10 protein-coding genes are annotated in these 14,207 nt (G+C 62.3%); all 10 read left to right on the top strand.

From position 1 onward, the window contains the following. Positions 1–490 (top strand): site-specific DNA-methyltransferase (locus tag ROR02_RS13850; RefSeq protein WP_147164636.1); only part of this gene is annotated, 490 nt, incomplete at its 5' end. 483 nt (positions 491–973) lie between these two features. Next, entirely contained in the window at positions 974–1,972 is a 999-nt protein-coding gene (locus ROR02_RS13855; RefSeq protein ID WP_147164637.1) for a PGN_0703 family putative restriction endonuclease, read from the top strand. After that, positions 1,969–2,934, top strand: a complete 966-nt coding sequence (gene cysK, locus ROR02_RS13860; RefSeq protein WP_147164638.1) for a cysteine synthase A — start codon at positions 1,969–1,971, stop codon at positions 2,932–2,934. The genes ROR02_RS13855 and cysK overlap by 4 nt, the downstream gene beginning before the upstream one ends. Before the next feature lie 489 nt (positions 2,935–3,423). Next, positions 3,424–5,517 carry a sigma-70 family RNA polymerase sigma factor gene (locus tag ROR02_RS13865; protein ID WP_246135555.1) on the top strand — a complete coding sequence of 698 codons (2,094 nt, stop codon included), beginning with the start codon at positions 3,424–3,426 and terminating at the stop codon, positions 5,515–5,517. A 41-nt stretch (positions 5,518–5,558) separates the two neighbouring features. Next, complete coding sequence (locus tag ROR02_RS13870; protein ID WP_147164640.1) at positions 5,559–7,004, top strand: ATP-binding protein; 1,446 nt, start codon at positions 5,559–5,561, stop codon at positions 7,002–7,004. A gap of 1 nt (position 7,005) precedes the next feature. Further along, positions 7,006–9,846 carry a Z1 domain-containing protein gene (locus ROR02_RS13875; RefSeq protein WP_218032823.1) on the top strand — a complete coding sequence of 947 codons (2,841 nt, stop codon included), beginning with the start codon at positions 7,006–7,008 and terminating at the stop codon, positions 9,844–9,846. Next, on the top strand, positions 9,833–10,867 hold the full coding sequence (locus ROR02_RS13880; RefSeq protein ID WP_170245126.1) for a PD-(D/E)XK motif protein: 1,035 nt from the start codon (positions 9,833–9,835) through the stop codon (positions 10,865–10,867). The genes ROR02_RS13875 and ROR02_RS13880 overlap by 14 nt, the downstream gene beginning before the upstream one ends. After that, entirely contained in the window at positions 10,846–12,648 is a 1,803-nt protein-coding gene (locus ROR02_RS13885; protein ID WP_147164643.1) for an AIPR family protein, read from the top strand. Before ROR02_RS13880 ends, ROR02_RS13885 begins: the two co-directional genes overlap by 22 nt. Beyond that, positions 12,639–13,121, top strand: coding sequence for a very short patch repair endonuclease (locus ROR02_RS13890; RefSeq protein WP_147164644.1), 483 nt, complete (start codon positions 12,639–12,641; stop codon positions 13,119–13,121). The genes ROR02_RS13885 and ROR02_RS13890 overlap by 10 nt, the downstream gene beginning before the upstream one ends. Next, on the top strand, positions 13,102–14,103 hold the full coding sequence (locus tag ROR02_RS13895; protein ID WP_246135556.1) for a DNA cytosine methyltransferase: 1,002 nt from the start codon (positions 13,102–13,104) through the stop codon (positions 14,101–14,103). Before ROR02_RS13890 ends, ROR02_RS13895 begins: the two co-directional genes overlap by 20 nt. The last annotated feature ends 104 nt before the right edge of the window (positions 14,104–14,207 follow it).

Genomic DNA, 14,207 nt, shown 5'->3' on the forward strand with positions numbered 1-14,207 from the left:
CCGTTGGTATAAGAAGTATTTTTTCGACCTTGACGCCGTGCGGGAACCCTATGACGAGGAAACCAAAGCGGCTTACTTGAAGGATAAACGCCTTAATCCGGAATCTGTCGAAAAGGGGCGTAATCCTACGAATGTATGGCGCATTGGCCGACTCAATGGCAATTCTCTTGAGCGTGTCGGCCATCCAACGCAGAAACCCGCCGCCGTGATCGAGCGACTGGTGCGCTCACTGTCATATCCCGGCTCCACTGTTCTCGATTTCTTCTCGGGAAGCGGCGTGACCGCTCGCGTAGCGATCCAGGAGGGCCGGAACAGCATTTGCACCGATGCGGATCCTGTGTTCCGCGACTACATGGCGAAACAAGTTGAGTTCCTGCGAGCCGAAGGATTGCTGAACAACGTGCGTCAGTATGAAATCATCGAGGGAATCGACCACTTTATAAAGGCTTACGGCGGACTTGCGGATGCTACTCACGCTGCCGCAGAGTAGTGGCCTCGCAAGGACATGGATATGCATCAACACAATTTCACGTATGCGATTCGTGAAAGCTGCGGTAGCCCCTTGCGCTTCCGCAGTTTCTGGACGCCGCGACTGATACGCGTCGATGAGTGAAATCGTCGACGCTGCGTTCACACGCCATAAGGCGCGGCGGCCAGTCGGCATTGCCGGGCGACGAGTCGATGCTTTCGAGTGTCGTCCGGTATGAAATGCCGTTTTGCCTCAGCAACTTCCATTGCTCCGAGTTTCGCTCCGGACAAGCCGCGCCACCACCGACGCGTATTCCGTGTTTAAGGTCGCCTTCCGCCTCTGGTCGTAGTTCAGTTCCGACTGCTCCTCGGAGTTTTATTGGGGGAAGGGGTAGTGGGAAGTGCTCTGATACCCGGCGGCGAAAACGCTGTCGGTCGTCAACTCACTTGTGCTCGCGTCTCCATATCGCCGGAGACCAGATCATTGGCTGTCGCTGGAGAACAGATGAGCCCTGCATCCCCGCTGATGGATCGCGTGCCGATCCTTCCTGAAGCCGTCCTCCGCGAGCATCAGGTCTTCCAGCCATACGACACCCGGTTCCAGGCGGCCGCCCGCCTGCTTCAGGCGCTCTGGCGTGGGGAACAGGGTTTCGCCGTTGGAGAGCACGTTCGCCCTGGCGGCGAGGTGCAGGAACTCGGGAGTCGCCTCAGCCGCCAGGATGCGGAAGCGGGAGCGAACTTCATCAGCGAGGACATCTACCGGCTGGCACGGCGGGAAGCCGCCTACCGCGAGCATGGCGCCCTGTACGACACGGAGCGCCTGTGCCGAAACCTGCTGTCGTCGCAAGCCCTCTGCTTCAACCTCTTCGGCCTCCTTCGGCAAGACCTCGACTTGGCATCACGAGTGGTCGAGCGCCTTATGCCGGGCGTGTACCGCCGAGTGACCGGCGTGCTGTTCGAGCACTCACCGGGGCGGAACAATCCGTTGTTCACAGGCGACAACACCGCCTTCGACGCCTTCCTGCTTACCGAGACCGATGACCAGTTGCCGGGCTTCGTCGCCGTAGAGGTCAAATATACGGAAAGCTTCGAGGACACCGGCAGCGGCACTGGTCCCCGGCATGATGAGCTGTCCGAAGCATCTGGCCTCTACGGCGACCATCATGCCGACGCCCTTCGCAAGCCACCACTCCAGCAGCTATGGCGAGAACACCTGCTCGCCTATGCGACGCTGACCAAGCGGCCTTTCAGTAGCGGTGGGGTGCGGCACGGTTCGGTGCGACACCGGTCTGCACGGCCAGGCCGTTACCAGGCGGGCAACACCGGATCTCGACGCCATTCCCTCCTCGCATCGGGTGCCTTGAAAACGCGCGGTGATAGGATACAGCTCCCCACACCCCCTGAATCTGGAAAAGCTCTTGACAGGGCGGGGCCGTGGCATAAATACGGGAGTGATGTGAAGAAAGATCCCAAACTCCACAAACTTACTGGACAATCGCCATGACCCACCCGTCCGAGCCGGTTTTTTCCCGTGGTCGCGTGTACGACAGCATCGTGGACACCATCGGGGCCACGCCGCTGGTGCGGCTGTCGCGCCTGGCCGCCCAGCACGGGGTGGGGGCCACGCTGTTGGGCAAGTGCGAGTTCTTCAATCCCCTGTCCAGCGTCAAGGATCGCGTCGGCCTTGCCATGATCGAGGCCGCCGAGGCCGAGGGGCGGTTGAAGCCGGGCGCGGTGCTGGTGGAGCCGACCTCGGGCAACACCGGGATCGCGCTCGCCTTCGTGTGCGCGGCCAAGGGCTATCGCCTCATCCTCACCATGCCCGAAAGCATGTCGGTGGAACGACGCAAGATGCTGACCCACCTGGGGGCGGAAATCGACCTGACCCCGGCGGCCAAGGGCATGAATGGGGCCGTGGCCCGGGCCCGCGAGCTGGTGGACAGCCTGCCCGGGGCGCTGATGTTGCAGCAGTTTGAAAACCCGGCCAATCCCGAGGCCCATCGCAAGACCACGGCGCGCGAAATCTGGCAAGATACCGACGGCGCGGTGGACGTGGTGGTGGCGGGCGCCGGCACCGGGGGCACGGCCACCGGCATTGGCGAGGTGTTGAAGGGGCTGAAGCCGTCGGTGCGCCTCGTGGTGGTGGAGCCCGAGGATAGCCCGGTGATCAGCGGCGGCGCCCCGGGCCCGCACAAGATCCAGGGCATCGGCGCCGGTTTCATTCCCGGCAATCTCAACACCGCGATCATCGACGAGGTGATCAAGGTGGCCAACGAAAGCGCCTTCGCCACGGCCCGGGAGATCGCCCGCCTGGAAGGGGTGCCGGTGGGTATTTCCTCGGGCGCGGCCCTGGCCGCCGCCATCGAGGTCGGCCAGCGCCCCGAAATGGCCGGCAAAAACATCGTCGTTATTCTGCCCTCGTTCGCCGAACGCTACTTGTCCACGCCGCTGTTTGAACAACCCTGATCACGGCGCGGCCCCAAGCCCCTGCCCCGTTGCGCCCCCGCCTTGATCCGGCGGGGGCGTTTTCGTGTGCGGATCCCTTCGCGTTCCCCTACCCTTTCCCAGGCTGGGATGGGATCTCGTCCCGGCGGACGGGGAAGTTTTTCGAATGTCTCCGGCGCTTCGGTCTCCGAGGCCATCGCGATTGGCGACCAAGGAAACGGCGGCCGCAGTCTGTCAGGATAACTTTTTTGTTGCATGATGCCGTTGAAAGTAGATCGAGACCAATAACAGGGATGCCTACGCACAACTGGCTGGACCGCTTCCCGGGATGTGAGTAACATTAAATTCCGTAAAAAACCCCGAAGGGGATAAGGATGCCAGCTTCGGCGGAATGTGTGTCGGAGGGGACGCTGGCGTTTTTTGCAGGCTTGGCAGATCAAAGCCCCGTCCTGCCTTCTCTGACAGCCGGCCATGGGTGACGTACGACCACGCCTTTCCCCACTTTTGCGAATGGCCGTGAAACAGGGCGCGGCCAAATCGGTGGAGCTCCAGCTTCGAACCGGCGCACATCCTGATGACTGTGATCCACGGGGGCGTACTGCCTTGATGCTCGCCGCCGAGGCAGGTCACACAGCCATTTGCCGTTTGCTCATGATCGCCGGGGCCGACCCGTTGCTCAGGGATCACCAGGGCCTGGATGCCCTTGCTCTTGCGAAGGCAGGCGGCTTTCAGGATGTCGTCGTGCTGCTTTCTCCGACCATCCCCGAACCGACAGCATCACCGGTTCCGGAGCAGAATCTTTCGGTCGTCGATGCCGTGCCGTCACGGATTGGTGGGGCCCTGGAACTCGACCGGTTGTTCAAGGATGACGAGCCGCTCGACGGCTCCGCCTGGGAAGCCGAACCGGAAGACGGCCCGCCACCGGAGGGCGATGAACTCGTCCTTCAGGCTGCCGTGACGGTACAGGCAAGGCTTTCGGCGCATGTTCCGGAAGACCTGGATGAGGATTGGTCCGATGTCGGGATCGACCTTCCGGAGATTGCAGAACTTCGGGCACTCGCCCGACGCCGCCGCCAGCATGACGACGAAGCCATCCTGGAGCTTCTTCGGGCAGGTCTCCGGCTGGGATGGGTCCACCCTGATTGGATCACTGCGGTGGCCCCTCGTGTCCATGGTCGGCCGGACGAACCCGATCTTCAATACGTCGCCAACCTTGGCCGGACCCTGGGGGACCTGGGGGTCCTGGTGGACGAAGAGGTCTGCGAGCCGCCAGACTTGGTGGAGACGGTGGAGGGCGCACCCGATCTTACCGGCGACCAGGATTCCCTGGCCCGTGAGGGCCTGAGCTTCCTGCTCCTGCTCAATTCGTGGCGAGCCGAGCCACTGAATTATTGGTGGCAGATGACCAGGCATCCCGTGGTGACACGGGAGCAGGAGGTTTCTCTTGCGTATACAATGCGGGAGGGGAGGCGGGAGGCTCTCTCGGCCATCCTTCTCAGCCCTGCGGCCGTGCAGGAGCTGCTTGGCGTCCCTGCCCGGCTGGCCTCCGGTGACTTGGCCCTGGAGGATGTTCTGGTTCCTGCCACCGAGGAGGACGCCGACCCGGATGAGGAGGCATTCGACGAAGCCGGGGATGATGATTCCATCCCGACGGAGGACCCTGCGACCCTGCGCCGTCATCAACAGCAGCAGGATCTTCTGGATGCCCTGGCCCGTCTGGGAGAGATGCACGGCCACCGCATGGCCAGGTCCGGGGACTGCCAACCGATCTTGCAACGTATGCGAGGCATCCTGGAAGGCCTTGTCCTGGCCGCGCCTTTCATTGCCCGACTGCATCGCATCGTGCAAAGCGACACACTGGCCCCCGAGGCCGGGCGAAGGCTGGCCGGTGCCCTGAACCGGACGGACGAAGCCAAGCAATTCATGATTGCTGCAAACCTGCGTCTGGTGTCCTGGGTGGCAAAAAGGTATGCAGGTTGGTCCTTTACCGATGCCATACAGGAAGGCTGCATCGGCCTGATGAAGGCGGTTGAACGGTTCGATCCGCACATGGGTTGCAAGTTCTCGACTTATGGCTCCTGGTGGATTCGCCAATCCATCGGCCGTGCCCGGGGTGATACTGAGCGCTTCATTCGGTTACCTATTCATGTTTTGATGAACTACAAAAAGCTTGAAAGGGCCCGGGATAAATTTTTTTCCCAAACTGGTGCGATTCCGGAAATCCCCAATCTGGCGGCGTCGCTGGAAATCTCGCCGGATGCCCTGCTGAAGCTCTTGCGAATACCGGATGAGCCGCTGTCCCTGTCCGATCCCGAGGTGGCGGCCGTTGAAATTGCCGACACCGCCAATCCGGATCCGGAAGAAGTGGCGATTTACAGCAACCTCAGGCGGCATGTCCGGTCCGCTCTGGACATGCTTGAGCCGCGCCAGAAGCAGATCATCTGCATGCGGTTCGGCCTGGGTGGCTACGAAGAACAAACCCTGGAAGAGATCGGCATCAGGTTCGGGCTTACCAGGGAGCGCATCCGGCAGATCGAAGCGAAAGCGCTCATGAGATTGAAGCACCCGGGTCGATCCAAACACCTGCGGAGCTTTCTCGAATGACCAGCCTTCGATCCCGATCGGTGCCGCCCCGTGCTCCGGCCATGCTGGAAGCCTTGCGGGGCCTTGGCTATTCACCCGCGACGGCATTGGCGGACATCATTGACAACAGCATCGCCGCCGGCGCTCGCACCGTCGATGTCACCTTTCATTGGAACGGGCCGGACAGTCATGTCTCGATCCTGGACGACGGTTGCGGCATGACAGATGCCGGCCTTGAGAGGGCCATGCGGCTTGGTGAGCGCAACCCTCTGGATGAACGGGCCGGGTCGGATCTGGGCCGCTTCGGCCTTGGCCTGAAAACGGCATCGTTCTCCCAGGCCCGGCGCCTGACGGTCGCTTCCCGCAGCGACGACACGCTGTCGTGCTTGCGCTGGGACCTGGATGTCCTTGCGGCCAGTCCGGATGGTGACTGGCGCCTTCTGGAAGGGCCGGCGGAGGGTTCCGCACACCTTCTGGAGTGTCTGACGGGACGTGGAACCCTGGTCCTTTGGGAGCACATGGACCGGGTGGTCACGCCGGGTTTCAGCGAGCAGGACTTTCTGGACCTGATTGATGCCGTGGAACTTCACCTCGCGATGGTGTTCCACAGGTTCCTGGAAGGTTCGGTTCCCCGATTGCGCCTGGCTCTGAACGGACGGGCTGTCCGACCCTGGGACCCGTTTTTGCGCAATCATCCGGCCACCTGGACTTCGCCGGAAGTGCGTTTCATGGCCGAAGGCGGAGCGATCACCATCCAGGGCCACGTCCTTCCTCACAAGGACCGCCTGGATCCTCGCGACCATGAGCTGGCAGGCGGCCCGGACGGCTGGATTGCGCAACAGGGCTTCTATGTCTATCGCAATCAGCGTCTGTTGGTCGCGGGAAGCTGGCTCGGCCTGGGCCATGGCCGGGCGTGGACCAAGGAAGAAGCTCACCGTCTGGCCCGCGTTCGTCTCGATATCCCCAATTCCGCCGATGCCGACTGGAAGATCGACATCCGTAAATCCCGTGCCCGTCCGCCGGTTTCCGCTCGAACCCATCTCATGCATCTGGCCGAAGACGTTCGTGCCCGTGCCCGAAGGGTTTTTGCTCACCGGGGGCAGGTGGTGCGGACCGGTGGCGCCCACCCGATCGCCGAGGCGTGGCGGGCCGAGCATTCCAGCGGCGGCATGCGCTATCGCCTTGATGAATCCCATCCCGCCATTCGGGCCGTCCTGGACGAGGCCGGAGTCTTGCTTCCCCAGGTTCGGGCCATGCTGCGGGTGATCGAGGAAACGGTTCCGGTCCGGCGCATCTGGCTGGATACCACCGAAGGCCGGGAAACGCCCCGGACAAGCTTCGAAGGCGAGGCCCCCGCAGAGGTGGAGACGGTGCTGCGGGTCATGTTCCGCAATATGGTGCAGCGCAAGGGCATGAGCCCTGCCCTCGCGCGCGAGCATCTGCTGCACACCGAGCCATTCCACAAATACCCCGGCTTGGTGGCTGCGCTTGTCAAAGGAGATGATTGACGTGAGCGCTTCGCCCGAGGACATCCGCAACAAGGTCATCAAGTTCGTTCAGGAACTTCTGGTCGACGAGGGTGACAGAACAGCCATCACGGTCGATCTCATCGGGGAAATGATCGACAAGGTTCTGGGGATGCAGCCCCGGTGGGGCATCGGCCTGGATCGGGATGCCGTGACCACCGAAGTCATTCGTCGGTTCAGCCTGTGGATCGGTCGGGATGGAACGCTTTCCAGCGAGGAGGGGCATATTCGCTGGCTCACGTCGGCCCGCAAACGGGACTGGCGTTATTGGCAGCGATATCGCCAATGGATGGAGGGGCGTCTGGCGCCGGCGGCCGTTGAAAGGCTTGATGAGTCCACCGACACCGTCCTGGGACTGCTGGAGGACCCCTTGCGGGAAGGGCGTTGGGACCGTCGCGGCCTGGTGGTCGGGCATGTGCAGTCGGGCAAGACAGGGCATTACACCGGCCTGATCTGCAAGGCCGCCGATGCCGGATACAAGATCATCATCGTCCTGGCCGGGCTGCATAACAACCTGCGTTCCCAGACCCAAATGCGCCTGGACGAGGGGTTCCTGGGCTATGAGACGAAGCCGGGAGACGAGGATCTGCGTATCATTGGCGTCGGGCACATCGACAGCGACCCGTCCATCCGGCCCAATTTTGCCACCAACCGCAGCAACAACGGCGACTTCAATCTCAAGACGGCCCAGAACATGGGTATTTCGCCGGAGCAGCGGCCCTGGTTGTTCGTCGTCAAGAAAAACAAGACGGTCCTTGAACGGCTCCTGCGCTGGATCCGCAGCCATGTCGCCAATACCCACGATGCTGAAACCGGCCGCAAGATCGTCACCAATCTACCCTTGCTGTTGATCGACGACGAAGCAGACCATGCCAGTGTCGACACCGGGGAGCAGGTCTTCGGCGACGACGGCCAGCCCGATCCGGACTACCAGCCGACCGCCATCAACCGCCTGATTCGTCGCATCCTGGTCGCCTTCACGCGATCGGCCTATGTCGGCTACACCGCCACACCGTTCGCCAACATTTTCATCCACGAGCGCAAGGCGACGAAGGAAGAAGGCCCCGACCTGTTCCCCTCTGCCTTCATCCTGAACCTGGCCGTACCGTCCAACTATGTCGGGGCGGGCCGGGTTTTCGGCCTGGCGGGTGAGAACGGTCGCAACGGCGGCCTGCCGCTTGTCCGGGACGTGACGGATGCCTCTTCTCCTGATGGCACGACGGCCTGGATGCCGGCCGGACACCGGAACCACCACCAGCCCCTCCACATGGGGGAGGCCGTCATTCCGCCGTCCCTGGCCCAGGCTGTCGATGCCTTTTTGCTAGCCTGCGCCGTAAGAACGGTGCGGGGTCAGGATGGAGAGCACTCCTCCATGCTGATCCATGTCACCCGGTTCACCTCGGTCCAGAAGGAGGTTCACAGGCAGGTGGAGGACTACGTTCGCCAACGGCGTCAGCGCCTGCGCCGGGGCATCGGTCGGAAGGAGGTGCTGGCCGCCTTGCGTGGCCTGTGGGAAAGCGACTTCCTGCCGGTCACGGCAGCGGTGCGGGCCAGCGGCCTGGACGGGCTGAAGACCGATCCCTTCGGCTGGCAAGAGATCGTGGACGTGCTCCCCGATGTGGTCAGCGACATCCAGGTGCGCATGATCAACGGAACGGCCAAGGATGCCCTGGATTACGCGGATCAGGACGGAGCGGGCCTGAAGGTCATCGCCGTGGGTGGCGACAAGCTGGCCCGGGGCCTGACCCTGGAGGGGCTGTCGGTCAGCTACTTCCTGCGGGCTTCGCGCATGTACGATACCCTGATGCAGATGGGGCGCTGGTTCGGCTATCGCCCTGGCTACCTGGATCTGTGCCGCCTGTACACGACGGCGGATCTGACGGAGTGGTTCGGTCACGTCGCCGATGCCTCGGAGGAGTTGCGCGAGGAGTTCGACCTCATGGAGGTCGCCGGAGCAACCCCTCGGGAATACGGCCTCAAGGTGCAATCCCACCCGGTGCTGATGGTTACGTCGCCGCTGAAAATGCGATCGGCAAAGACCTTGATGTTGTCCTTCAGCGGTCAATTGGTTGAAACCGTTGCCCTATTTCGAGACTCGACCGAGCTGCTGGAGAACCTGATCGCGACGCGGCGGCTCCTGGATGGCTTGCCGGCTCCCGAGGTGAATCCGGAGCGGCGGCGGGGTGACGGCAAACAGGCATGGCAGGGCTATCTGTGGGACAATATCCCGGCAGCGGACATTATCGATTTCCTGACCGATTTCCAGACCCACCCTGATGCCCACAAGGTCGACAGCCTCCTCCTGGCCCGGTTCATTCAGCAGATGGTGGCCGAAGGCGAACTGACGCACTGGACCATCGCCCTGATCGGTGGTGGTCAGGGGGGGCGGCTGACCTTGTCTGACGGCCTGAGCGTCGACATGATCCGGCGAACGCCGAAAGCCACCGATGGCAATCGTTTGTCCATCGGCCGTCTTATGTCGCCCCGTGACGAAGCCATCGATCTCGACAATGCGGCTTGGCAAGCGGCGTTGGACCTGACGCGCGAGGCATGGCACGCCGACCCTGGCCGCAAGGAAGGCAGCAGCGAACCGGACAGTCCCAATGGCCCGGCCGTGCGGCGCATTCGGGGGATGGGGGCTCCCGGAGTGCCGGCCCATCCGGAGCGGGGGGTTCTCTATCTTTACGCCATTGAGCCGCCGGAAGAGGACTTGCCGGAGATTATCGCGTTTGCCGCCAGTTTTCCGGCCAGTTCGTCCGGCACCAAGGTGGAGTACAAGGTCAACAATGTCATGTGGGAGCAGGAATCCAGTGCATCGGAGTGAGGCCGAACGGCTTGAGGCCGCGTGGAAGGCTTTTTCCGGACGTGACGGCGGGGAGGGCTGGCGGGTTATCCCGCTGGCCGTTCGGGGGAGCCCCGTTCTCCTGGCCGGGCGCTACTTTCCCTCGGGAGAAGAGGCCGTCCTGATCGGTTTCCGCACCACACCTCTGCCGTCGCCGACGACCCTGCCGCAGGGCATCGGATTCACGGGAATGCTTGCCCGGAATGCCTGCCTGCCTGCCCCGTGCGTCGTCCTGGCCCGGCGTCCGCATGCAAGCCTGGAGATGTTCACCATGATGGCGGCCGACATCGTGACCATGCTCGACCGTCATGCCGATGCCACCGAAAAGGATCTGCTGCACCTGTTCCTGGGGCGTATTCGGGGCTGGCAGGAATTCATGGAACGGGGAGGGATGCCCGTCCTCGGGCCGGACGCCGAAGCAGGCCTTGCCGGCGAACTCGTCGTTCTGCGACACCTGATCGAAGCCGGGCTTTCGGTCCGAAGGGTTCTGGAGGCTTGGCAGGGGCCACAGCGGGGGCTGCATGATTTCGCCCTGGGAAGCGGGGCCATTGAGGTGAAGGCAACGATGGCGGCGCATGGTTTTCCCGCCCGTGTCCAGTCTCTGGATCAGTTCGATGAAACCTTGCGTTCCCCGCTTTTCTGCTGCGCCGTGCGCTTTGCCGAATCAGCAGAAGGCGCCACCCTGCCTGATCATATCCGGAGGGTTGATGATCTTCTGGGGCCTGACTCCGTCGCCCGGGGCCTGTTCGAAACACGACTCATTCAGGCCGGCTATTTGGCTGCGACAGCCGAACGCTACACCCGCCGTTTCCGCTTGGTGGATATGAGAGTGCTTCAGGTGGCAGGCGATTTTCCAAGACTGACAGCCTCCATGGTCCCGGCAGGGGTGGCCCGGGCCCGCTATGATGTGGATCTTGACCTGATTACTCTTGATGATGTGGGCCTCTGCGAGGCTCTTGGCCTGCTTGAAGGTGAACAACCATGGAACTGCTGGAATTCCTGATGCAAACGCAGGCCGAAGTTCGGGAGGCCGTGAGCCAGCGCATGGGGATGCCGGGCGAAGCCTACCCCTACCCCGAAATCGTCTTTGCCGAAGTGGTCATGCAGCACATGTCCGAAATCGGGATGACCTTCGAACCAATAATCTGCCATTTCTCCGGCAGGATCGGCAACGCCCAGCTTCGCCTTAGCGGCTACTCCGTATCGGAGGAAGCCGATCAGCTTGATCTGTTCGTCAGCCTGTACGACGGCGTGGACGAGTTGACTTCCATTCCCGACGGCCAGGCAAAAAAGGCAGCCGACCAATGTCTGCGGTTCCTGGCTCGTTGCGCCGATGGGAAGATGCAGGAAAATATTGATGAATCTCACGAAGCATACAGCTTGGCCGTCACGATCCGGGAAACCTATCCCCGGCTTGATCAAGTCCGTATCTATGTTTTGACCGACCGTATCGCCAGAACCAGGAATTTCCGCCCCCGGGAGGAGCAGGGAAAAACCATCAAGCTGGAAGTAATGGATATCGAACGGCTGTTCCGGCATTTGTCGGCCGGAAAGCCTCGTGACGAATTGACGGTTGACTTCACCGAGGTGGCCGGAGCCGCCCTGCCGTGCGTCTATGTGCCGGGTGAACAGGGGGACTATGACTACGCCCTGACCACCATTCCGGGGGAAGTCCTGCGCTTCCTTTATGAGAAGTACGGCGCCCGTCTTCTGGAGGCCAATGTACGCTCCTTTCTTAGTGCCACCGGCAAGGTGAACAGGGGCATCCGTGACACGCTGAAGATGGCGCCGAACCGGTTCATGGCATACAACAACGGCATCGTGGTGATCGCCGATGATATACGGGTGGCTCGTAGCGAAGACGGTGGTACGGGCATCGCCTGGCTGAAGGGCATGCAGATCGTCAACGGTGGCCAGACCACGGCCTCGCTCTACTTCACGAAGAAGCGGGATCCGTCCATCGACCTTGGGCCCGTTCGGGTGCCAGCCAAGATGATCATCCTTCACTCGGTTGCCGACGTCGATGAGGAGGCACTGATCTCCGACATTTCCCGCTATGCCAACAGCCAGAACGCTGTGCGGGTGTCCGACCTGTCGGCCAACAGGCCCTATCACGTGGAATTGGAAAAGCTGGCCGCGACCACCTATCTCCCTGACGGGGAAGGACGCTGGTTCTACGAACGGGCAGCCGGCAGCTACAAGACCATGCTGGCTCACGAAGGCACCTCACCGGCCAGACTGCGCAAGCTGAAGGAAGAGGTACCGGCCGCTCGCAAGATCACCAAGACAGATCTGGCCAAATTCCTGAACGCCTGGGACCGCAAGCCGCATATGGTCAGTCGGGGCGCCCAGAAAAATTTTGAGGCGTTCATGGAAGAATTGGCGCAAATTCCTGACTTACCCCTGCCGGATGTCCGCTACTTCAAGCAGGCAGTCGCCAGGGCCATTCTCTTCAAATCGGCGACACGGCGGATCAGGAAGGCCTTCCCGGCGTTCCAGGCCAACGTCACCGCCTACACGATTGCCATCCTTTCCCTTCACCTTGGGGATCGCGTGGATTTTGATCGTATCTGGCTTGACCAGGAGATTTCGCCGGAGCTGGGGGAGCAGATCGATGCATGGGCGATGGAAGTGAACAACGTGCTGCGCCGAACGTCAAACGGCCGCATGATCTCCGAGTGGGCGAAGCGGCCGGAATGCTGGGAAGAGGTGAAGGATGCCGAATATTCTGCGCCGAAGGATGATATCCCCGATGTGCGGAAACGGCAGGCGACATGGACGTAGTCAATCAAGCCACCCGCAGTCGCATGATGGCCGGCATCCGGGGCCGTGACACGAAGCCGGAGCGGCTGGTGCGGTCCTGCCTGACCCAACGGGGATACCGGTATCGCTTGTATCGCAAGGATCTGCCGGGTGCTCCGGATGTTGTCATGCCGGGCCGTCGGGTTGCCATTTTCGTCCATGGGTGCTTCTGGCACCAGCACGCCGGCTGTCGCCATGCAAAGTTGCCCGCCAGCAATTCTGAGTTCTGGAAGCCCAAGCTGGCACGCAACGTGGAACGCGACAGGGAGGTCGTGGAACAACTTTTAGGGATGGGATGGCGTGTCCTGACCGTGTGGGAATGCGCCACCCGACGCAGGTCCGAAGCCGCCGCCTTGGCCGACCGACTGGCGGTTTGGCTTGACGGTTTGGAGTCACGCGGTGAAATTGCCGCCCTTGACAGGGAGGGGCAGGGCCGTGACCAAGCGGGGCCGTGATGTGCGCTTGAGAACCATCGATCTGTTCTGCGGCGGCGGAGGCAGCAGCTGGGGCGCCAAGGCCGCCGGAGCGGAAATTGTTCGCGGGATCGATGCCTGGGACTTGGCGGCCCGGACGTATGAGTCCAACTTCGGCGAAGGACGCGGTGTTACCCTTCGGATGGAAGAAAACACCCGCCCAGCGGTCCTGGGTGACATCGGCCCGATCGATCTCATCCTGGCCTCTCCGGAATGCACCCACCACACCTGCGCCCGGGGCAACCGACCTCGTGACGAGGGCAGCCGGCTGACCGCCAACTACATCATCAATTTTGCCGAGGACTTGAAGCCTCGCTGGATGGTGCTGGAAAACGTCATCCATATGCGCGGCTGGCAAGGCTACGAGGCACTGCTCGGGAAATTGCGGGGGCTCGGCTACCATGTTCGGGATCAGATTCTGGACGCTGCCGACTTTGGCGTTCCCCAGGGGCGCCGGCGGTTATTCCTGCTATGCGATAACGTGCATCTGCCCCTCCCGGTCAGGCCGATAGCCGGCGGGCCGAGGACCGTGAAGGAGCACATCCTCCTGGATCCGACCGGAACGTGGCGTAGCCGCCCTCTGGTTACGGACAAGCGGGCCAGTGGTACCCTGGAGCGTGCTGGTCGTGCGATTCAAGCCCTGGGCCGGGGGGTGCCTTTTCTGATTGTCTACTACGGCTCGGACGGCAGCGGAGGCTGGCAGCCTCTCGACCGGCCGATCAGGACTCTGACGACCCTGGACCGGTTCGGCCTCGTCACCTGGCAAGGCGATACCCCGATGCTGCGTATGTTGCAGGTTCCGGAACTCAGGCGAGCCATGGGGTTCGACGATGGCTATGTCCTTCCCCACGGATCCCGCCGGGACCGTATCCGGCTTCTGGGCAACGGCGTCTGTCCTCCGGTCATGGAGGCGATCATCCGCTCCATGACCACGACAAATTGCGCGTTCATGGCGGCGGAGTAAACGGGACAGGTTTCCAGTTCATGATCTGGCTCTGCCACGTCCACCTGCCCGCTCCAACCAGGAGACTCCGCCCGGCTCTGACACACCCCTGCGGGTAATACCAA

Origin of the sequence: Pararhodospirillum oryzae, from assembly GCF_007992075.1 — a bacterium.
GTDB classification, from domain to species: Bacteria; Pseudomonadota; Alphaproteobacteria; order Rhodospirillales; family Rhodospirillaceae; genus Pararhodospirillum; species Pararhodospirillum oryzae.